Annotated in this window: 20 protein-coding genes and 1 other RNA gene; 4 read left to right on the plus strand and 17 right to left on the minus strand. The window is 63.1% G+C overall.

Annotated features, from left to right (window positions below; genetic code table 11):
- Positions 1-9: 9 nt before the first annotated feature.
- From ftsA to rsmI, 16 genes are all read right to left on the minus strand, one after another.
- Complete coding sequence (gene ftsA / locus FS767_RS08610) at positions 10-1269, minus strand: cell division protein FtsA (RefSeq protein ID WP_023534383.1); 1260 nt, start codon at positions 1267-1269, stop codon at positions 10-12.
- Between the two features lie 14 nt (positions 1270-1283).
- Positions 1284-2153, minus strand: a complete 870-nt coding sequence (locus FS767_RS08615) for a cell division protein FtsQ/DivIB (RefSeq protein ID WP_027914483.1) — start codon at positions 2151-2153, stop codon at positions 1284-1286.
- A gap of 5 nt (positions 2154-2158) precedes the next feature.
- Entirely contained in the window at positions 2159-3115 is a 957-nt protein-coding gene (locus tag FS767_RS08620; RefSeq protein WP_144964864.1) for a D-alanine--D-alanine ligase, read from the minus strand.
- On the minus strand, positions 3112-4539 hold the full coding sequence (murC, locus tag FS767_RS08625; protein ID WP_178091270.1) for a UDP-N-acetylmuramate--L-alanine ligase: 1428 nt from the start codon (positions 4537-4539) through the stop codon (positions 3112-3114). Before murC ends, FS767_RS08620 begins: the two co-directional genes overlap by 4 nt.
- A 13-nt stretch (positions 4540-4552) precedes the next feature.
- Positions 4553-5632, minus strand: coding sequence for an undecaprenyldiphospho-muramoylpentapeptide beta-N-acetylglucosaminyltransferase (gene murG, locus FS767_RS08630; RefSeq protein WP_144964866.1), 1080 nt, complete (start codon positions 5630-5632; stop codon positions 4553-4555).
- Positions 5622-6836 carry a putative lipid II flippase FtsW gene (gene ftsW, locus FS767_RS08635; protein ID WP_058637160.1) on the minus strand — a complete coding sequence of 405 codons (1215 nt, stop codon included), beginning with the start codon at positions 6834-6836 and terminating at the stop codon, positions 5622-5624. Before ftsW ends, murG begins: the two co-directional genes overlap by 11 nt.
- On the minus strand, positions 6833-8179 hold the full coding sequence (murD, locus tag FS767_RS08640) for a UDP-N-acetylmuramoyl-L-alanine--D-glutamate ligase (RefSeq protein WP_144964867.1): 1347 nt from the start codon (positions 8177-8179) through the stop codon (positions 6833-6835). Before murD ends, ftsW begins: the two co-directional genes overlap by 4 nt.
- A 6-nt stretch (positions 8180-8185) precedes the next feature.
- A complete protein-coding gene (gene mraY / locus FS767_RS08645) occupies positions 8186-9268 on the minus strand; it encodes a phospho-N-acetylmuramoyl-pentapeptide-transferase (protein ID WP_015271711.1) in 1083 nt (360 codons plus the stop codon).
- Positions 9268-10635, minus strand: a complete 1368-nt coding sequence (gene murF, locus FS767_RS08650) for a UDP-N-acetylmuramoyl-tripeptide--D-alanyl-D-alanine ligase (protein ID WP_144964868.1) — start codon at positions 10633-10635, stop codon at positions 9268-9270. Before murF ends, mraY begins: the two co-directional genes overlap by 1 nt.
- On the minus strand, positions 10628-12115 hold the full coding sequence (locus FS767_RS08655; RefSeq protein ID WP_144964869.1) for a UDP-N-acetylmuramoyl-L-alanyl-D-glutamate--2,6-diaminopimelate ligase: 1488 nt from the start codon (positions 12113-12115) through the stop codon (positions 10628-10630). The genes murF and FS767_RS08655 overlap by 8 nt, the downstream gene beginning before the upstream one ends.
- Positions 12115-13863: a penicillin-binding protein 2 gene (locus FS767_RS08660; protein ID WP_178102726.1), complete on the minus strand. Its 1749-nt coding sequence runs from the start codon at positions 13861-13863 to the stop codon at positions 12115-12117. The genes FS767_RS08655 and FS767_RS08660 overlap by 1 nt, the downstream gene beginning before the upstream one ends.
- Complete coding sequence (gene ftsL, locus FS767_RS08665) at positions 13863-14156, minus strand: cell division protein FtsL (RefSeq protein WP_023534348.1); 294 nt, start codon at positions 14154-14156, stop codon at positions 13863-13865. Before ftsL ends, FS767_RS08660 begins: the two co-directional genes overlap by 1 nt.
- A complete protein-coding gene (gene rsmH / locus FS767_RS08670) occupies positions 14153-15100 on the minus strand; it encodes a 16S rRNA (cytosine(1402)-N(4))-methyltransferase RsmH (protein ID WP_058604950.1) in 948 nt (315 codons plus the stop codon). The genes ftsL and rsmH overlap by 4 nt, the downstream gene beginning before the upstream one ends.
- The gene (mraZ, locus tag FS767_RS08675; protein ID WP_023534344.1) at positions 15097-15552 is read right to left on the minus strand and encodes a division/cell wall cluster transcriptional repressor MraZ; all 456 of its coding nucleotides are present in this window, start codon (positions 15550-15552) and stop codon (positions 15097-15099) included. Before mraZ ends, rsmH begins: the two co-directional genes overlap by 4 nt.
- Before the next feature lie 308 nt (positions 15553-15860).
- An RNA gene (rnpB, locus tag FS767_RS08680) (RNase P RNA component class A) lies at positions 15861-16234 on the minus strand.
- 67 nt (positions 16235-16301) lie between these two features.
- Positions 16302-17177: a 16S rRNA (cytidine(1402)-2'-O)-methyltransferase gene (rsmI, locus tag FS767_RS08685; protein ID WP_144964871.1), complete on the minus strand. Its 876-nt coding sequence runs from the start codon at positions 17175-17177 to the stop codon at positions 16302-16304.
- A 186-nt stretch (positions 17178-17363) separates the two neighbouring features.
- Here rsmI and FS767_RS08690 point away from each other — a divergent pair, with 186 nt between their 5' ends.
- The 4 genes from FS767_RS08690 to FS767_RS08705 all read left to right on the plus strand — a co-directional run bounded on the left by FS767_RS08690 (position 17364) and on the right by FS767_RS08705 (position 20807).
- Entirely contained in the window at positions 17364-19181 is a 1818-nt protein-coding gene (locus FS767_RS08690) for a penicillin-binding protein activator (RefSeq protein ID WP_144964872.1), read from the plus strand.
- Positions 19181-19552, plus strand: coding sequence for a YraN family protein (locus FS767_RS08695; RefSeq protein ID WP_144964873.1), 372 nt, complete (start codon positions 19181-19183; stop codon positions 19550-19552). Before FS767_RS08690 ends, FS767_RS08695 begins: the two co-directional genes overlap by 1 nt.
- 86 nt (positions 19553-19638) lie before the next feature.
- Positions 19639-20232 carry a phosphoheptose isomerase gene (locus tag FS767_RS08700; RefSeq protein WP_012274070.1) on the plus strand — a complete coding sequence of 198 codons (594 nt, stop codon included), beginning with the start codon at positions 19639-19641 and terminating at the stop codon, positions 20230-20232.
- Positions 20229-20807 carry a BON domain-containing protein gene (locus tag FS767_RS08705; RefSeq protein ID WP_023534459.1) on the plus strand — a complete coding sequence of 193 codons (579 nt, stop codon included), beginning with the start codon at positions 20229-20231 and terminating at the stop codon, positions 20805-20807. Before FS767_RS08700 ends, FS767_RS08705 begins: the two co-directional genes overlap by 4 nt.
- Before the next feature lie 87 nt (positions 20808-20894).
- On the opposite strand, the gene FS767_RS08710 is transcribed toward FS767_RS08705, so the two are convergent.
- Complete coding sequence (locus tag FS767_RS08710; RefSeq protein WP_058604945.1) at positions 20895-21326, minus strand: ClpXP protease specificity-enhancing factor; 432 nt, start codon at positions 21324-21326, stop codon at positions 20895-20897.

Below are 21326 nucleotides of genomic sequence, written 5' to 3' on the forward strand. Positions count from 1 at the left end.
CTTTGAAACTTAGAAGTTGCCTTGTACCCACCGCTTGAAGCGCTCAAGCACTGGGGCCTTCGGTTCATCGCCATAGCTGTTGTTGCTGCTGCTGTTGCCGGTCAAGGGCAGGTCTTCGGTCTGCTTGTGCAGCCCGTAGGTAAGCAAGCCCACACCGGTGGAATAAATCGGGTTGCGTACCACGTCGCTCAGGCCGCGCACGCTGTGCGGTACGCCCAGGCGTACCGGCATGTGGAAAATTTCCTCGGCCAGCTCGACCGCGCCTTCCATCTTGGCGGTGCCGCCGGTCAGGACGATGCCGGCAGGCACCAGGTCCTCGTAACCGCTGCGACGAAGTTCAGCCTGGATCAGGGTGAAGAGTTCGTCGTAACGCGGCTCGACCACTTCGGCCAACGCCTGACGCGACAGTTCGCGCGGAGGACGGTCGCCAACGCTTGGCACCTTGATGGTTTCACCCGCACCTGCCAGCTTGGCCAGGGCGCAGGCATACCGAATCTTGATTTCCTCGGCATACTGTGTGGGCGTACGCAGGGCCATGGCAATGTCATTGGTCACCTGGTCCCCGGCAATCGGGATGACCGCGGTGTGGCGAATCGCGCCTTCGGTGAAGATCGCGATGTCGGTGGTGCCGCCGCCGATGTCGACCAGGCACACGCCCAGCTCTTTTTCGTCGTCGGTCAGTACCGAATAGGCCGATGCCAGTTGCTCGAGAATGATGTCGTCGATTTCAAGGCCGCAGCGGCGTACGCACTTCTCGATGTTCTGCGCAGCATTGACGGCGCAGGTCACCACGTGAACCTTGGCTTCCAGGCGAACGCCCGACATGCCGAGCGGTTCGCGCACCCCTTCCTGGTTATCGATCACATAGTCCTGGGGCAGCGTGTGCAGCACCCGCTGGTCCGCCGGAATGGCCACCGCCTGGGCCGCATCGAGCACACGCTCAAGGTCGGCCAGGCTGACTTCGCGATCGCGAATGGCGACGATGCCATGGGAGTTCAGGCTGCGGATGTGATTGCCAGCGACGCCCACGAAGGCCGAGTGAATGCGGCAACCCGCCATCAGCTGTGCTTCTTCGACGGCGCGCTGGATCGATTGCACGGTGGACTCGATGTTCACCACCACGCCTTTTTTCAGGCCGCGGGACGGGTGAGTGCCGATCCCGACGATTTCCAGCGTGCCGTCTTCGCCCACCTCACCTACCAAGGCCACTACCTTGGAGGTACCGATGTCCAGCCCGACGATCATTTTGCCGCTATGCGCGTTTGCCATGGTCCTGCCTCTCTCTAATTCTTCGCAACGGCGGGTTGGGCCGTCGTCGGTGCAATCGGTTCCCGCCAGCCAACGGCAAGCCCGTTGGCATATCGCAGATCGATGCGGGCGATGTTGGCGATCTGCTCTTTAAGCGTCTTGTCGTAAATGGCAATGAAACGGCGCATCTTTTCGACCAGATGGTCGCGCCCCAGCAGCAGCTCGATACCGGGCCCTGCGCTGCTCGCGCCCGTGGTCAGGAACCAGCTGCCTCGCTCGCGCAGCTCCAGGCGCGCGATGGAGAAGCCTAAGGGGCGCAGCATCTGGCTCAATATCTGATACTGCTGCATGACCTGCTGCTGGGCCCGCTGGGGGCCGGCCAGTTGTGGCAGGTGCTCGTAGTTGGCCAGTTCGCGCGGCGTGAAGGCCTGGCCCTGGTTGTTGAGCAAGGCGGCATCGCCCCAGCGCGCCACCGGCAGTTGTTCCTCGAGGCGAATCACCACTTCATCCGGCCATACCCGGCGCACTTCGGCATGGGCGATCCAGGGCATCTGCTCGAGCTCCTTGCGCATCGCCGGCAGGTCGACGGTGAAGAAGCTTGCGGCCACATAGGGTGCGATGCGCTGCTGCACCGACTGCTGGCTGATGTAGGTCAGGTCGCCCTGCACGTCGATCTTGGTGATCGGCCGGTCGGCATACGGCATGAGCCGTATGGCACCCTCGTAGGCGCCGAAGCCTGCGGCTACCAGCAGCACCGGCCACAGCAGGCGCTTGAGGCCGCCCAGGCTTGGACGCGGCAGGCGCGCCGATACGGGCTCGTCGGCCACCAGCCGGCTGGCACCACGCGGCACCGGCTTGCTGCGGCCGGTAACGGGTTGCTGCTGACGTACCATTGCGCCCTGCATGATGATTAACCTCGCGTCGCCACGCTGTCGGCCAGGATCGCCAGCACCAGTTGCTGGAAGTCCAAGCCGGCCGCGCGGGCCGCCATGGGCACCAGGCTATGATCAGTCATGCCTGGGGCGGTGTTTACTTCGAGCAGCCAGAACCGGCCCTGCTCGTCCTGCATCACGTCCAGCCGCCCCCAGCCTTCGATGCCAATGGCATCGCAAGCGCGGGCGGTCAGATCGATCAGTTCCTGCTCCTTGGCGCTATCGAGCCCACAGGGAATGCGGTACTGGGTATCGTTGGCGATGTATTTGGCGTCGTAGTCGTAGAACACGTGGGGCGTTCCCAGGGCAATCGGCGGCAGCACCTGCCCGCGCAACACCGCAATGGTGAACTCCGGGCCGTGAATCCACTGTTCCACGAGTACCTGAGAATCGTATTTGGCGGCCTCTTGCCAGGCGGCGACCAGTTCCTGCTCGCTGTTCACCTTGGCCATGCCGATGCTGGAGCCTTCATGGGCAGGTTTGACGATAAGCGGGAAGCCCAGTTCCGTACTGGCACGCAAACAATCGCTTTCGCTGGCCAATACAGCATGCCGCGGGGTAGGAATACCCAGGCTCTGCCACACCTGCTTGGTGCGCAGCTTGTCCATCGCCAAGGCAGAAGCCAGGATGCTGCTGCCGGTGTAAGGAATGCCCAGGCACTCGAGCAGCCCTTGCATGCTGCCGTCTTCACCACCGCGGCCGTGCAGGATGATGAAGGCACGGTCGATTTTTTCGCTTTGCAGACGCGCAAGCAGGTCATCGCCCACGTCGATGGCGACGACGTCCACACCGGCTTCTGTGAGCGCGCCAATCACGGCGGCGCCGGACTTGAGCGAGACTTCCCGCTCGGCGCTCTTGCCCCCATAGAGCACAGCGACGCGACCGAACGCCTTGACGTCCAGGGTGCTGGGCAATGTGTCGTAGGCGCTGGTCATTTCGACGTCTCCTGCACGGCGCCGGCAAACAGCGGGCTTTTCATCAATTGCGGAGCCAGGCCGCCGACATCGCCGGCACCTTGGCAGATCAGGATGTCGCCGGCACGCAGCAACGGCTGGACCAGCGGCGCCAGCTCGGCGCCGCGCTCGATGTAGATCGGGTCCAGCTTGCCGCGCTGGCGAATGCTGTGGCACAGCTGGCGGCTATCGGCCCCCGGGATCGGCTCTTCGCCGGCCGGGTAGACTTCCATCAGCAGCAGCACGTTGGCATCACCGAGCACCTGGACGAAGTCGTCGTACAGGTCGCGGGTGCGGCTGTAGCGGTGCGGCTGGTAGACGATCACCAGCCGGCGGCTTGGCCAGCCGCCACGCACGGCCTTGATCACGGCGGCCACTTCAGTGGGGTGATGACCGTAATCGTCCACCAGCATCACGCTGCCGCCCTCCACGGGCAGCTCACCGTACACCTGGAACCGACGGCCCACGCCCTGAAACCCGGAGAGCCCCTGGAGAATGGCCTGGTCGGGAATGCCTTCGTCGGTGGCGATGGCGATGGTCGCCAGTGCATTGAGCACATTGTGGTTGCCCGGCATGTTCACCGAAACCTCCAGCGGCTCGCAGTCGCGGCGCAAGACGGTGAAATGCGTCTGCATGCCTTGCTGACGAACATTGATGGCGCGGATATCGGCTTCTTCGCTGAAGCCGTAGGTGACCGTCGGGCGCTTGACCTGGGGCAGGATCTCGCGCACCACCGGATCATCCAGGCACATCACGGCCAGGCCATAGAACGGCAGGTTGTGCAGGAACTCGACGAAGGTCTTCTTCAGTTTGTTGAAGTCCCCTTCGTAGGTGGCCATGTGGTCGGCGTCGATGTTGGTGACTACGGCGACCATCGGTTGCAGGTGCAGGAAGCTGGCGTCGCTTTCATCGGCTTCGGCAATCAGGTAACGGCTGGTGCCTAGCTGGGCGTTGGTGCCCGCTGCAGTCAAGCGGCCACCGATAACGAACGTGGGGTCCAGCCCACCGGCGGCGAATACCGAGGCCAGCAGGCTGGTGGTGGTGGTCTTGCCGTGGGTGCCGGCCACGGCCACGCCATGGCGGTAGCGCATGAGTTCGGCCAGCATCTCTGCCCGTGGCACCACGGGAATGCGACGTTCCAGGGCAGTGGCCACTTCAGGGTTGGCCGGGTTGATGGCGCTGGACACCACCAGCACGTCAGCGGTCGCAGCGTTCTCTGCACGATGGCCAACGAAGATCTGCGCGCCGAACGACTCCAGGCGCTCGGTCACAGGCGAGACCTTGAGGTCCGAACCGGATACCTCGTAGCCCAGGTTCAGCAATACCTCGGCGATACCGCACATGCCGACACCGCCGATACCCACGAAATGGATACGACGAATACGGCCCATCTTGGGCTGGGGCATGGCTTTCTGGCTCTCAACCACGGGCCACCTCCAGGCAGATATCGACGACGGTGCTGGTTGCAGCAGGTTTGGCCAGTCGCCTTGCGGTACCGGCCATGACAGTCAGTTTCTCGGGTTGCATCAGCACCTCGTTCAGGCGTTCAGCGAGCTGCGCTGCGCCAGTTGTCGCTTGTGGCATCAGGAAGGCAGCGCCTTCGCGGGCCAGATAATGGGCGTTATGGGTCTGGTGGTCGTCGATCGCATGGGGCAAGGGCACCAGCATCGAGGGCAGGCCCGCTGCCGCCAGCTCGCTGACGGTCAGGGCCCCGGCACGGCACACCACCAGGTCGGCCCAGCCATAGGCTTGGGCCATGTCCTTGATGAAGGGCTCGACCTGCGCCTGGACACCGGCTTGGCGGTACCGCTCGGCGGTGATCGACGCATGTTGCTTACCAGCCTGGTGGAACACCTGGGGCCGCACGGCTTCGGGCACTTCGGCCAGCGCTTTAGGCAACAATGTGTTCAAGGGTTCCGCGCCCAGGCTACCGCCGAGCACCAGCAGGTGCGGTTGACGCTGGCCAAGCGCAGGACGCTCGGCATCCATGAACAGTTCGGCACGCACCGGATTGCCTGTGGTGCGGCGCTTTTCACTGGCCGGGAAGGTGTCGGGGAAGGCTTCACATACCCGTGCGGCCAGGGGTACCAGCGAGCGGTTGGCGGTGCCGGCGCGGGCATTTTGCTCATGAATGATCAGCGGTACCCCGCAAAGGCGCGCCGCCACGCCGCCGGGGCCTGTGACATACCCGCCGAAGCCCAGCACACAGGCAGGCTTGAGCGTGTGGATGATGCGCCGGGCCTGCAGCACGGCCTTGACCAGGGTCAAAGGGGCCTTGAGCAGCGATAGCTTGCCCTTGCCACGCAGGCCGCTGACTTGGATCCGATGCAGGGTAAGCCCGGCCTGGGGCACCAGTTCATTCTCGATCCCTCGCGGGGTGCCCAGCCAGTGCACGGTGTAGCCACGCGCCTGGAACTCGCGCGCACAAGCCAGCGCCGGGAACACGTGACCGCCGGTTCCGCCAGCCATGATCAATACGTTCTTGTCTTCAGCGGCCATGGGCAGGCTCCTCGGCAAAGTCGCTCTCGCTGAATTCATGTTCTTCGCTGCCCAGATGGGTACGGCTTTCCCATTCGATGCGCAGCAGCAGCCCCACGCACGCGCAGCAGATGACCAGCGAGCTGCCGCCATAGCTGAGGAACGGCAGGGTCAGGCCCTTGGTCGGCAGCAGGCCGACGTTCACGCCAATGTTGATCAGGAACTGACCAATCCACAGGAAGGCCAGGCCAAAAGCCATGTACGCGGCGAAGAACTGTTTGGCTTTCTCGGCCCACAGCCCGATGTAAAGCGCGCGAATGGTGACGAAGACGAATAGCGCGATGGTGACCAGCGAGCCAACCACACCCAGCTCTTCGGCCAGCACCGAGAACACGAAGTCGGTGTGCGCTTCAGGCAGGTAGAACTGCTTCTGCACGCTGTTGCCCAGGCCCACGCCCAGCCACTCGCCCCGCCCGAATGCGATCAGGGCCTGGGTCAACTGGTAGCCGGAGCCAAACTGATCGGACCAGGGGTCGGTGAAGGTGATCAGTCGCGCCATTCGATAGGGCTGCGCCTGCACCAGCACAAACACCGCCACGACCGCCAGCACCACCATCAGGCTGAAGCGGAACAGCCCCACCCCACCCAGGAACAGCATGGCAGCCGCGGCCCCCATCATCACCACGGTGGCGCCAAAGTCAGGCTCCATCAGCAGCAAACCGGCCATGGGCAGCAACACGATGAACGGCTTGAAAAAGCCCATCCAGCTCTCACGTACCTCGGTCTGCCGGCGTACCAGGTAGCCGGCAAGGTAGATGACCACGAATACCTTGGCGATTTCTGAAGGCTGGACGTTGAAGAAGCTAAAGCCGATCCAGCGCATCGAACCGTTGACCTCGCGCCCGATGCCGGGCACCAGCACCATGACCAGCAGGCCAAAGGCACCGAGCAGCATCATGAAACCCATGCGCTGCCAAGTGGCGATCGGCACCATCATGGTCGCGCCACAGGCAACCAGCCCGAGGAAGACGTAAACCAGGTGCCGGTACATGTGGTAAAGCGGGTTGCCGGACTGGACGGCGGCCACTTCCGAGGAGGCGGAGGTGATCATCACCAGGCCAAGGCCCAGCAGCGCCAGGCAACCGGCCAGCAGAGGGAAGTCCAGGTCGATGCCACGGCCGCTGATCAGCGGCGACGGGTAGGGCTTGAGGATGCCGAAGATCATGCCAGTGCTCCCGCTGCCTGGGCAAACAGGCGCCCGCGTTCTTCGAAGTTCTTGAACATGTCGAGGCTGGCGCAGGCTGGCGACAGCAGCACGGCATCACCGGGCTGTGCCAATTCGGCGCAGCGCTGCACAGCGTCGTCCAGGGAGGCTACCCGCACCAGCGGCGCAGCATCGCCGAGGGCCTGCCCCAGGCGTCCAGCATCACGGCCGAGCAACACCACGGCGCGGCAATAGCGCCGGATCGGTTCGCGCAGCGCGGCAAAATCGGCGCCCTTGCCGTCGCCTCCGGCAATCAGCACCAGCTTGCCTGTTGTATCGGCACCCAGGCCTTCGATGGCTGCCAGTGCGGCGCCCACGTTGGTGGCCTTGGAGTCGTCGTACCAGTTCACCCCGTTGCGCTCACGTACCCACTGGCAGCGGTGAGCGAGCCCCGTGAATTCACGCAGCGCTTGCAGCATCGGCTCGAAAGGCAGCCCCGCCGCATGGCCCAGGGCCAGTGCGGCCAGCGCATTGCTTTGGTTATGAGCACCGCGCACCTTGAGTTCGCGCACCGGCATCAGGGCCTGGAACGCGAAGGCAAGGTACTTCTCGCCGTCCACCTCGCGCAGGCCGAAGGCCTTGAAGTCGGGCTCGCCCAGGCCAAAGGTCCAGCAGGGGCGGCCTTCGACCGGCAGGGGACGGCTGAGCGCGTCCTGGCGATTGACCACCACCTGCCGTGCACCACGGAAGATGCGGTGCTTGGCCAGGTGGTAAGCCGGCAGGCCACTGTAGCGGTCCATGTGGTCTTCGCTAATGTTCAGCACCGTGGCGACTTCGGCATTGAGCTGGTCGGTGGTTTCCAGTTGGAAGCTGGACAGCTCCATCACGTACAGCTCGATGTCATCGGCCAACAAGTCGAGGGCCGGGGTGCCGAGGTTGCCGCCAACCGCTACGCGCTTGCCCGCCCTGGCGGCCATTTCGCCGACCAGGGTGGTGACGGTGCTCTTGGCATTCGATCCACTGATGGCGATGATCGGTGCCTTGGCGTTGCGCGCAAACAGTTCAATGTCGCCGGACAGCTTGACCCCGCGGGCAGCGGCTTGTTGCAGCGCCGGCGTAGCCAAGGCCAGGCCTGGGCTGACATAAAGCTCGCTGGCGCGGCACAGGAAGTCCACGTCAAGCTCGCCACAGCGTACTTCCACCTGCGGGTAATCTCGGCGCAGGGTTTCCAGTTCCGGCGGTTGCTCGCGGGTATCGGCGACCGCAAAGGCAATGCCCCGGCTCGCCAGGAAGCGAACCAGGGACATGCCGCTCTTGCCGAGGCCGACAACGATGCGGAATTGGTCGGAAGCGATCAGTGACACGCGCATCTACCTCAGTTTCAGGGTGGCAAGGCCAATCAGCACCAGGATCACGGTGATAATCCAGAAGCGGACGATCACGCGTGGCTCTGGCCAGCCCTTGAGTTCAAAGTGGTGGTGAATCGGCGCCATGCGGAACACGCGCTTGCCGGTCAGCTTGAAGGAAGCGACCTGGATGACCACGGACAGGGTTTCCATCACGAACACACCGCCCATGATGAACAGCACGATCTCCTGGCGCACGATCACGGCGATGGTGCCCAGCGCCGCGCCCAGCGCCAGTGCGCCCACGTCGCCCATGAACACTTGTGCCGGGTAGGTGTTGAACCACAGAAAGCCCAGGCCGGCACCGATCAGTGCGCCGCAGAACACGATCAGCTCACCAGAGCCGGGTACGTACGGGATCAACAGGTACTCGGCGAATTTCACGTTGCCCGACAAGTAGCAGAAGATGCCCAGCGCCCCGCCGACCATCACGGTCGGCATGATGGCAAGGCCATCCAGGCCGTCGGTCAGGTTCACGGCGTTGCTGGAGCCGACGATGACGAAGTAAGTCAGCACCACGAAACCGATGCCCAGGGGGATGGTAACGTCCTTGATGAACGGCAGTATCAGGGTGGTCTCGACACTGGTCGGGGCCGTCTTGTAGAGGAACACCGCCGCAGCCAGGCCGAACACCGACTGCCAGAAGTACTTCCAGCGACTTGGCAGGCCGCGGGAGTTCTTCTCGATGACCTTGCGGTAGTCGTCGACCCAGCCGATGGCACCGAAGGCCAGGGTAACGATCAGCACCACCCAGACATAACGGTTGGTCAGGTCAGCCCACAGCAAGGTACTGACGGCAATGGCAGACAGGATCAATGCCCCGCCCATGGTCGGCGTACCGGACTTGGACAGGTGCGACTGCGGCCCGTCATTGCGAACGGCCTGGCCGATCTGGCGAATTTGCAGGGTACGGATCATCCACGGCCCCAGCCACAGCGCCAGCGACAACGCGGTAAGCACCCCGAGAATCCCGCGCAGGGAGAGGTACTGGAAGACCGCGAAGCCTTTGTGGAACTGTTGCAGATACTCGGCCAACAGCAGCAGCATTAATGTTTCTCCCCGCTGGCACCGCACAGTGCAGCCACGACATTTTCCATCGCAGCGCTGCGCGAGCCCTTGATCAAGATAGTGGTATCGCCGGCATTTTCGGCACTGACTGCTTCGATCAGCGCGGCCTGCGTAGCGTAATGGTGGCCATGGGTACCGAACGCCTCGACGGCGTGCGCCATGTTGGCACCCACCGCATACAAGGCGTCGACCTTGCCGCGGGCGTAGTCACCCACCTGACGGTGACCTTCCTGCGCCCACTGACCCAACTCGCCGATTTCTCCAAGCACCAGGACGGTGCGTCCGGAAAAGCCGGCGAGTATATCAATGGCGGCACACATGGAGGTGGGATTTGCGTTGTAACTGTCGTCGATCACGCGAGCGCCGCTCGGGGTAACCTGCGCCACGGTGCGGCCCTTGACCGGCTGGACCGCAGCCAGGCCGGCAGCAATGCCCTGCAGGCTGATGCCCACGGCATGGGCGGCGGCGGCGGCGGCCAAGGCGTTCCTGACGTTGTGCACGCCCAGCACGTTGAGTTGCACCTGCGCCTGCTCGCTGGCCCCATGCAGGGTGAAGGACGGGCAGCCGCGGGGGTCACGGCCAATGTCACTGGCATGGAAGTCGGCACGGGTATCGTCGAGCGCAAAGCTCACGACCCGGTGATCGCCGGCACGCGTTCGCCAAGTGACGAAGGCCTTGTCGGCCAGGTTGAGAATGGCGGTACCGCCCTCACCCAGTCCTTCGAGGATTTCGCCCTTGGCCTCGACGATCTTCTCCGGGCCGCCGAATTCACCCACGTGCGCGGTGCCGGCATTGTTGATGATGACCACTTGGGGCTGAGTCAAACCCACGGTGTAGCGAATTTCGCCGATGCGCGAGGCGCCCAGCTCGATGACAGCGGCGCTGTGCTCGGGGGCGATTTCCAACAAGGTCAGTGGCGCGCCCAGGTCATTGTTCAGGTTGCCACGTGTGGCATGCACCAGGCCGCGCGTGCGCAGGATGCTGGCGAGCATTTCCTTGACTGTGGTCTTGCCGCTGGACCCGGTAATGGCTACCACGGGCTTGTCGAAGGCCGCCCGGTTGAGTGCACCGAGCTGGCCAAGGGCCAGGCGGCAATCGGTGACCACCAATTGCGGCAGGTCGACGCCCTGCACTTCGCGTTCGACCAGCGCCGCCACGGCGCCCTTGGCCTTGACGTCCATCAGGTAGTCATGACCGTCAAAGCGCGGGCCGGCCAGGGCGACGAAGAGCTGCCCCGGCGCGACGCTGCGGCTGTCGATGCTGACGCCATCGAAGCGGGCATCGGCGCCGGTCAGGCGACCCTTCAAGGTGGCGCTCACCTGGCTAAGCGTCATCGCCTCAAGCATTGGGGGCCTCCCAGGCTGCGAGTGCCTTTTCGGCCTCGGTCAAATCGGAAAACGCATGGCGCTGCGCGTTGATCTCCTGATAGTCCTCGTGTCCCTTGCCGGCCAGCACGATGACGTCGTCGGCAGCGGCACCGGCGATCAGCTGGGCGATGGCCTTACCGCGACCGGCCACGAACGCCACCTCGACCGGCGCCTTAAAGCCGGGCCGAATATCGTCGAAGATGCGCATTGGATCTTCGGTCCGCGGGTTGTCGTCGGTCACCAGCACCCGGTCGGCCAGACGTTCGGCCACTTCTGCCATCAGCGGGCGCTTGCCCCGGTCACGGTCGCCGCCACAGCCGAACAGGCACAGCAGTTGGCCGTGGGCATGGGGGCGTAGGGCCTGGAGCACTTTTTCCAGGGCATCGGGCGTGTGCGCGTAGTCGACCACCACCAGGGGCTTGTCGCCGCCGCCCAGGCGTTGCATGCGGCCAACAGGGCCGTGTAACTGCGGCATGACCTTGAGGATCTCGTCCAGGGCGTAGTCCAACGCCAGCAGGGTCGCCACGGCCGCCAATACGTTGCTCAGGTTGAAGCGACCCAGCAGCTGCGTGCGCAACGTGCGCTCGCCCTGGGCGGTGACGAGGGTGGCGCAGACGCCATCGTCGTCGAACTTGGCCTTGGGGCAGTACAGCGAGGCGTCCGGGTGCTCCAGGCTGTAGGTGATCAGCCGGGTATCGATGCGCTCGGCCATCGGCTTGTGAGCGTAGGCGTCAGCCAGGCGGCGACCGAAGTCGTCGTCCAGATTGACCACTTGGCAACGCAGGCTTGGCCAGGCAAACAGCTTGGCCTTGGCCGCTTCGTAGGCCTGCATGCTGCCGTGGTAGTCGAGGTGGTCACGGGACAGGTTGGTCATCACCGCGATGTCGAACGCCAAGGCCGCTACACGCCCCTGTTCCAGGGCATGGGAAGACACTTCCATGGCCACGGCCTTGGCGCCTTGTTTTTTCAAGTCGTACAGGGTCGACTGCACGGCGATCGGGTCAGGCGTGGTCAGTCGACCGCTTTTCAGCTCGCCGTAGAAACCCGTCCCCAGGGTACCCACCAGGCCGCAACGCTGGCCCAACAGGTCGAGCGCCTGTGCCACCAGTTGGGTGACGCTGGTCTTGCCGTTGGTGCCGGTCACGCCTACCAGGTTCAACTGGCGGCTGGGCTCGCCATAGAAGCGCCCGGCGATGTCCGACAGCTGGGCGATCAGGCCCTTGACTGGAATCAGCGGTACATCGGTCAGCGGCAGCACCGTGGCGCCCTGTTCCTCGTAAGCCACGGCGGCAGCGCCACGGGCCAGCGCGTCGGCGATATGCTCGCGGCCATCGACCTTGGCCCCAGGCACTGCCAGGAACAGGTCGCCTGGGCGCACGTTGCGGCTATCGAGGGTCAGTTCACGAATCAGCGGGTCGCGGCTGGCATGGGCGAAGAGCTTGCTCAATGGCATTGTCATTATCCACGCCCTCCGTTGGCGGCTGCTGCATTGACTTGCGATTGGCTTGCCGGCGCTGCCGGCGCAGGTGGCGGCAAGTTGTCTGGCGGCACGTTCATCAACCGAAGGGTGCCGGACATGACCTTGCTGAACACAGGTGCCGATACCAGACCGCCGAAGTAGCCGCCTTTGCCGGGTTCGTCGATTACCACGACGATCGCATAGCGCGGGTCGCTCATCGGGCCGAAGCCTGCGAACAGCGAGCGATAGGCATTTTCGGTGTAGCCCTTGGAACCCACCGTGGCTTTACGCGCGGTACCGGACTTGCCGGCCACGTGGTAGAACGGCACCTGGGCACGGAACACGCCGCGCGGCGCCTCGATCACTTGCTGGAGCATGCCCTGCACGGTTTCTGCGGTTTCCTTGGGAATCGCCTGGACGGCGTCGGGCGCCTTGTCCACCTTGAGGATCGACAGCGGCACCATCTTGCCGTCGTTGGCCAAGGCTGCATAAGCGTGCACCAGCTGCAGAGCGGTGACCGAAACGCCGTAGCCGTACGACAGCGTGGCTGTTTCGGCCTTGCGCCACTCCCGGTGGTTAGGCAGGTTGCCGACGCGCTCGCCCGGGAAACCCAGGCCGGTGTACTGGCCCAGCCCGACCTGGGACATGACCCGGTAAATGGCTTCGCCGCCGATATCGAAGGCGATCTTGCTCATGCCCACGTTACTGGAGTTGATCAGAATGCCGGTCAGGTCGAGGATCGGCCCCTCGCTTCGGGACACGTCCTTGATGGTATAGCGACCGATCTGCAGGCTGCCCGGGTAAACCTCGACCTTGTCGGTAGGCTTCCAGCGGCCGCTTTCCAGTGCGGCACTCATCGAGATCGGCTTGACCGTGGAGCCAGGCTCGAACACGTCGATGATGGCCCGGTTGCGCATGGCCGCCGGGAACATGCTGCGGCGGTTGTTGGGGTTGTAGGTAGGCTGGTTGACCATCGCCAAAACCTCACCGGTCTTGACGTCCATGATCACCAGGCTGCCAGCCTTGGCGTCCTGCTCGGCGATGGCGTTGCGCAGTTCGCGGGTAGCCAAGTATTGAAGGCGCAGGTCAATCGACAACGCCAAGGTCTTCCCTGCCTTGGCGTTCTTGGTGACCTGGATGTCCTTGATCAGGCGGCCGCGCCGGTCCTTGATCACCTGCCGCTTGCCCGGTACACCGGCCAGCCACTCGTCATAGGCCAGCTCGACGCCTTCGCGACCGTGATCGTCCAGGTCGGTAAAGCCGACCATGTGGGCGGTCACGTCGCCGGCAGGGTAGAAGCGGCGGAACTCTTCCAGCCCATAGACGCCTGGTACCTTCAGGTCCAGCACATGCTGCCCCTGCTCCGGGGTCAGGCCGCGGACCAGGTAGATGAATTCCTTGTTGGCTTGCTGGGTCAGGCGCTCGGTGAGCTGCTGGGGGTTTTGCCCCAGAGCAGTTGCCAACTGCGGCCAGCGGTCGCGCGAAGCCTGCATTTCCTTGGGGTTGGCCCACAGCGTGGTGACCGGCGTGCTGACCGCCAGCGGCTCACCGTTGCGGTCAGTGATCAAGCCCCGGTGCGCAGGGATGGGAATGTGGCGCAGGCTGCGTGCATCGCCCTGCCCCTTGAGGAAATCGCGGTCGACGACCTGCAGGTCGATGATGCGCCAGCAAATGGCACCAACCATCAGCGCCAACAGGCCGACGACAACACGGAACCGCCAGGGGTAGAGTGCGCCTTCGAGCTTCATCATGGCGCCACCATCCGCACTTCGTCAGCGGCTGGCACGCGCATCTTGAGCTGCTCGGTAGCCAGGTTTTCGATGCGACTGGCCGCTGTCCAGGTGCTTTGCTCCAGGATCAACCGGCCCCATTCGGCCTGGGCCTTGTCCCGCTCGTTGAGCTCCCCGTACAGGGTATTGAGCAATTGCCGGTTCCAGTGCGCGCTGTACGACACGGCAATGGCCGAGCCCAGCACGCCGACGAACAGCATGAGCATGAGGAAGCTGCCGCCAGGCAGAGGTTTGGCGAACAACTTGCTCACCGCAATTTCTCCGCAACACGCATCACCGCACTGCGTGAGCGGGGGTTGGCCTTGAGCTCTGCATCGGAGGCGAACTGGGCTTTACCGATCAGCTTGATCGTGGGTTCGAACACCTTGTGCTGCACGGGCAGGTTGCGCGGCAGGTTGTCAGCTTCGCCCTTGGCCAGTTTGCGCATGAACAGCTTGACGATGCGGTCTTCGAGCGAATGGAAGCTGATCACGGCCAGGCGACCGCCAACCTCCAGTGCGTCGATGGCCGCTTGCAGGCCGGTTTCCAGGTCGCCGAGTTCGTTGTTGACGTGGATACGCAAGCCCTGGAACGCGCGGGTGGCTGGGTTCTTGCCCTTTTCCCATGCAGGGTTGGCCACCTTGAGCACCTCGGCAAGGTCGCCTGTACGGGTGAACGGCTGCTTTTCACGGCGCTCGACGACTGCACGGGCCATACGGCCGGCAAAGCGCTCCTCGCCATACTCCTTGAATACGCGGGCGATTTCCTCGACCGGCGCGGTGGCAATGAATTCGGCGGCGCTGATGCCCTGGTCAGGGTTCATGCGCATGTCCAGCGGCCCGTCGTTGAGGAAGCTGAAGCCACGCTCCGGGTCGTCAAGCTGTGGTGAAGACACGCCCAGGTCCATCAGTATTCCACTCACCTTGCCGTGCAGGCCGCGCTCGGCCACTTCCGCACCCAGCTCGGCAAAGCTGCGCTGCACAATGACAAAGCGGCCGTCTTCGGCCGCCAGCGCTTGCCCTGTGGCAATCGCTTGTGGGTCTTTGTCAAAACCCAACAGTCGCCCTTCTGGGCCGAGCTTGCTGAGGATCAGCCGACTGTGTCCGCCACGGCCAAAGGTGCCGTCCAGATAGCAACCGTCGGCGCGCAAGGCCAGTGCCTCGACAGCTTCGTCGAGCAGGACGGTAATGTGGTTGAAGCCGCTATCTATGGTCACAGGATCAGGTCACGCAATTCGTCGGGCATGGCGCCCGGTTGTTGGATAGCTGCGAGGTCGGCTGCCGAAACCGTGTTCCAGGCTTCCTCATCCCACAGCTGGAATTTGTTCAGTTGCCCCACCAGCATCGCCTTCTTGTCCAGCCGGGCGTACTCACGCAAGCGGGGCGGCACCAGGAAGCGACCACTGCCATCAAGCTCTAGGTCGACCGCATTACCAATCAGCAAGCGCTGCAGGCGGCGGTTTTCCTCACGAAGCGACGGCAAGGCTCGCAACTTGGCTTCAATTTGCTCCCACTCATCGAGCGGGTAGACGCACAAACAGGGATCGACAGCGTCGATGGTCACGATCAGCTGCCCGTTGCAACGCGAATCGAGCTCGTCACGGTACCGGCTCGGCATGGCGAGACGGCCCTTGGCATCGAGACTGACGGCATTGGCTCCGCGAAACACGGCTGCGATTCCCCACAATATTAGCTTTTTTGTGTCAGAAAACCCACTTCATCCCACTTTCTGCCACTTGCGCACACTATAGGAATCCGCCCGCAGCACCGTCAAGGCACGTTCGGAAGGAAAAGCCTTACATGACCGAGATTTAGCGCGTTAAAGGAATGTGGAAAGACTATCTGGGGAATAAAAAGACTTGAGAAATCAAATGCGCACAACCCGATGCGGGCCGAACTTAAAGTGATTTATCAAGAGTAAGATTTTTTCGGCATTACCAGATGAGATCTGCTATCGATTCAAGCAGGAGGGAAAAGGTGGAGAGTCGATCTGTAAGCCGGGTTTTGTCGAGGACAGTCATTCCTCTACGACGGCCATCACTGGACGCCTCTAGCAACCTACCCGGTTCCGACGCGGGCCACGCCTGATGGAACCCTATTTGGTCTTGCTCCGAGTGGGGTTTACCTAGCCACGGACTGTTGCCAGCCGTGCGGTGCGCTCTTACCGCACCTTTTCACCCTTACCGGCACCGAAGTGCTTAGGCGGTTGTTTTCTGTGGCACTTTCCGTAGGCTCGCGCCTCCCAGGCGTTACCTGGCACTCTGCCCTGCGGAGCCCGGACTTTCCTCCCCCCGCCAGCGACACCGCAACGCGGTGGAACTTAAACGGGCAGCGACTGTCCGATCGACTCTCCGGCGCAAAGAGTACCGGCAGATGCTGCCAAGAACAAGCGCTACCGCCTTTTATATCAATTAGCCACTACTGCACTTTCTGTTTTTCCAGTGCAACTTGATACAGCAGGTTCTTGCGTACGCCCGTTATTTCCGACGCCAGCGCCGCTGCCCGCTTGAGCGGAAGCTCGGCCAGCAGAAGGTCAAGTACGCGCTGCGCTTCGGTGCCGATACCCTGTTCGCCTTCCGGCGCGCTCCAGCCGCCTACCAGTACCACACACTCGCCCCGCTGCTGATTGCTGTCGCCGGCAACGAACGCATGTAGCTCGGACAAAGGCAGGCCCTTGAGGGTTTCAAACGTTTTGGTGATTTCGCGCGCCAGCACCGCTGGACGGTCTGCGCCAAACACCGCCTGCATGTCGTCCAGGCACTCCAGGATGCGATGCGGCGCCTCATAGAAGATCAAGGTACGCGGCTCCTCCTTGACCTGCTCCAGACGGGCGCGGCGCCCCGCTGTCTTGGCGGGCAGGAAACCTTCGAAGATGAAGCGATCCGAAGGCAAGCCTGCCGCTGACAGTGCGGCGATCAAGGCACAGGCGCCGGGCACCGGCACCACGGGCACACCTGCAGCGCGAGCCTGTCGGACCAGGTGATAACCGGGGTCTGAAATCAGCGGTGTGCCTGCATCAGACACCAGCGCCACATCGTCGCCGGCCAATAGCCGGGTCAGAAAGCGACCACCCTCATCCCGCTCGTTATGTTCATGGCAGGCGGCCAGTGGTGTGTCGATGCCGAAGTGTTGCAGCAGGCGGATCGAATGGCGCGTATCTTCGGCAGCGATCAGTGACACGCTTGCCAGCACCTTCAGCGCCCTGGCACTCATGTCATCAAGATTGCCGATAGGCGTTGCCACCACATAAAGCGTTCCCACTGGGGCGGTCGAAGCCCCGGCCACATCAGTCACTGCACGCACCTGCCATTGAAATCAAAGCAGGCATTGTAGCCCGAGCACCCGCAACAGCGCGCAAAGAAGTTGAACGCCGCTGCGCCACAGCAGGCCTATAGTGAAGCTTCCACACGGCGACATCGCGCCCCGGCCAGCGCTTGGGTACAATCGCCAGCCAACTTGATCGAGTAACAGGACAATTACATGATCGCCTGCCTGCGGCTGCTCACAGCCTTCTGTCTCGCTGCCCTGCTGGCAGCCTGCGCCAGTTCGCCCTCATCCAGCCTTGGCGAGCTGCCCCGTACGCCGGATGCCAGCATCGAGCAACTGCTCGAACGGGCGACCTCCAGCAAGTCTGCCGAAGATGCCGCACTGCTGCGCCTGAGCGCCGCAGACATGGCCTACCAGCAGAAGGACTTCCCGCGCGCCGCACGCATTCTCGAACAAGTCCAGGTAGATACGCTCAAGCCCGCCCAGCAGGTATTCGCCGTCACGCTGACCGCCGAACTTGCCATGAGCCGCAACCAACCCAAGGCTGCCTTGAGCGCGCTGCAGCACCCCAGCCTGCAGCACGTGCCCGAATTGCCTGCGCAACAGCAGGTGCGCACCTATTCGGTACATGCCGCCGCTCTGGAGGCCGACGGGCAGGCCATGGCCGCTGCCCAGCAGCGTGTGCTGTTGGCACCGCTGCTCAGCGGGCAAGCCGCCAGCGCCAACCACGATGCCATCTGGTCACTTGTCGCCTCGCTGTCGACCGAGCAGCTGCAACAGCCCGCCAACGATCCGGTCCTGGCGGGCTGGTCCAGCCTCGCCCTGGCCGTCAAGGGCGCTGGCACCCTGGAGCAGCAACAGGCAGCCATCGACGACTGGGTCAAACAGCACCCGGATCATCCTGCCGCGAAACAGCTGCCCACTGCCCTCACCAAGCTCAAGGAGCTGGCTAGCCAGCCTCTGACGCGTATCGCCCTGCTACTTCCCCAGGAAGGCCCATTGGCCGGTGTGGCGCGCGCGCTGCGTGACGGGTTCATGGCCGCCCACTTCCAGGCCCAGCAATCCGGGCAACCCGCCCCGTCCGTGCAGATGGTCGACAGCTCCCGCATAGGGTCGCTGGACGACTTCTACCGCCAGGCCCAGGCCGACGGCGTGCAGCTTGTCATTGGCCCACTGGAAAAACCGCTGGTCAAGCAATTGGCTGCCAAGCCGCAGCTTCCGATCACCACCCTGGCACTGAACTATGCCGACGCGGGTCAAAAAGCGCCGCCTCAACTGTTCCAGTTCGGCCTTGCCGCCGAGGACGAGGCCCGCGAGGTGTCCCGCAGGGCCCGCGCAGACGGCATGGTCCGCGCCGTTGCCATGGTGCCGAGCGGTGAATGGGGCGATCGTGTCCTGGCCGCGTTCCGCCAGGACTGGGAGAGCAACGGCGGCACATTGCTGGCTGCAGAGCGTATTGCCCAGCCCGTGGCACTGGCCCAGCAGATTGCCGACCTGTTCCAGCTGCGCCAAAGCGAAGGGCGCGCCAAGAGCGTGCAAAGCACCGTGGGCGGCAGCATCGCTGCCCAGCCGGCACGTCGCCAGGACATCGATTTCCTGTTCCTGGCAGCCACCCCACAGCAGGCGCAGCAGATCAAGCCTACGCTGAATTTCCAGTACGCAGGTGACGTGCCAGTCTACGCGACCTCCAACCTGTACAGCGCCAGCGGCGATGTGAACCAGTACAACGACATGAACGGCATCCGTTTCTGTGAAACCCCATGGTTGCTCGACAGCAGCAACAGCCTCCGCCAGCAGGTGGTACAGCAATGGCCGCAAGCGGCGGGCAGCCTGGGCCGCCTGTATGCCATGGGTGTAGACGCCTACAGCCTGGCCCCGCGCCTCGGTCAGCTCAAGGCCCTGCCGGACAGCCGTATCCAGGGCCTGTCTGGCAACCTGGGCATCAATGCCAGCCAGCGCGTTGAGCGTCAGTTGCCGTGGGCAGAGTTCGCCGGCGGCCAGGTCAAGCGCCTCCCCGATACGCCTCGCTGATGACCGCTGCCTCCCCAAGCCACGCCGGGCAAGCTGCGGAAAACCATGCCCTTGAGTACCTACAAGGGCATGGCCTGAAGCTGATTGACCGCAACTGGCGATGCAATGGAGGCGAGCTTGATCTGGTCATGCTCGACGCCGATACAGTAGTATTCGTCGAAGTCCGCTATCGATTGCATGCGCATTTCGGTGGCGCCCTCGGCAGTATCGATCAGCGCAAGCAGAAGCGGCTGGTGCTTGCCGCCAGCCTGTTCCTGCATCAGCAGCCTCAATGGGGCAACTGTCCTTGCCGCTTCGACGTGGTCGCCCTTCAAGGCAGCCACCATGCTGGCAAGCCGCTCGAATGGTTGAAAAACGCCTTCGAATGCTGAACCCACTTCGTTCTTTTTGCTCTATGTTTCGCGGGCTGATTACCGTCGCGTGCCGCGACGGCCTCCGCCCCATTTAAGGTCACCAGATGGACATGCAATCCCGAATCCGCCGGCTGTTCCAGGCCAGCATCGATACCAAGCAACAGGCAATGGACATCCTGGCACCGCACATCGAGCAGGCCAGCCTGGTCATGGTCAACGCACTGCTCAACGAGGGCAAGATGCTCGCGTGTGGCAACGGCGGCTCAGCCGGCGATGCGCAACATTTCTCTTCAGAGCTGCTCAACCGCTTCGAACGCGAACGCCCCAGCCTGCCAGCAATCGCGCTGACCACTGACAGCTCGACCCTGACCTCGATTGCCAACGACTACAGTTACAACGAGGTGTTTTCCAAGCAGATCCGCGCCTTGGGCCAACCCGGGGATGTTCTGCTGGCCATCTCCACCAGCGGCAATTCCGCCAACGTCATCCAGGCCATCCAGGCCGCACATGACCGCGAAATGATTGTCGTAGCATTGACGGGCCGCGACGGCGGGGGCATGGCCTCGCTATTGCTGCCAGAGGACGTCGAGATTCGGGTACCCTCGACGGTGACCGCTCGCATCCAGGAAGTCCACCTGCTGGCGATCCATTGCCTGTGCGATCTGATCGACAGCCAACTGTTCGGGAGTGAAGAATGACCCCTATGCGCATTGGCCTTGTGGCCTTGACCTTGTGCCTGAGCGTCACCGGCTGCAGTTCGGTACTCAACTCTGCTCGTAATTCGCCCATCGAGGATGACCGAGGCACTCGCACCATCGGCAGCAAGATCGACGATTCACTGATCGAGACCAAGGCATCGGTGAACATCGCCAAGGCAAGCCCGGACCTCGACAAGGGCTCGCACATCGTCGTCAGCAGCTACAACGGCATCGTTCTGTTGGCTGGCCAGACGCCACGCGCCGACCTCAAGAGCCTTGCCGAACAGACGGCCAGCCAGGTCCAGCGCGTCAAGAAGGTACATAACGAACTGCAGGTCATGCAGCCTTCCTCCATCCTGGCGCGCAACAACGATGCGTGGTTGACCACCAAGATCAAGACCCAGATGCTGGCCGATACAGCAGTACCCAGCTCGCGGATCAAAGTGATCACCGAGAATGGCATCGTGTACTTGTTGGGGCTCGTCACCCAGCAGGAGGCCAATGCCGCCACTGCCGTCGTGCAAAGCGTGTCTGGTGTGCAGAAGATCGTGAAACTGTTCGAGTACATCGACTGAACACTTGAGCACGCCAGGCCGCGCAGGCCCTCGCGCACCTAGCCTATTGCCATTACTAAAAAGGCGATCCTTGCGGATCGCCTTTTCTTATTTCACCACTTTCAAACTTGGCCGACCGCTCGGGCGCGGTGGCTGCCCGCCGCCTTCTGGCGGCCCATCATCATCAGGCTGCTCCTGATCGTCCTCGATTTCCTCGTCCTCCATCATCGAAGACTCCAACTCGAAAACCATGCCCTGACCATTTTCGCGGGCGTAAATACCCAGTACCGCGCCAATGGGCACAAACAACGAATGGGGCACGCCGCCAAAACGGCCTTCGAAGCTGACGGCATCATTGTCCATGTGCAAACTGCGCACAGCGCTGGGCGACACATTCAGGACGATCTGGCCATCACTGGCAAAACCTTCCGGCACCTGTACTTTCGGGTACTCGGCATTGACCAACATATGGGGTGTGCAATCGTTGTCGACGATCCACTCGTACAGTGCTCGAACCAGATAGGGGCGACTGGAGTTCAT

The sequence above is a fragment of the Pseudomonas sp. DE0010 genome (genome assembly GCF_007680745.1).
Lineage (GTDB): Bacteria > Pseudomonadota > Gammaproteobacteria > Pseudomonadales > Pseudomonadaceae > Aquipseudomonas > Aquipseudomonas parafulva_B.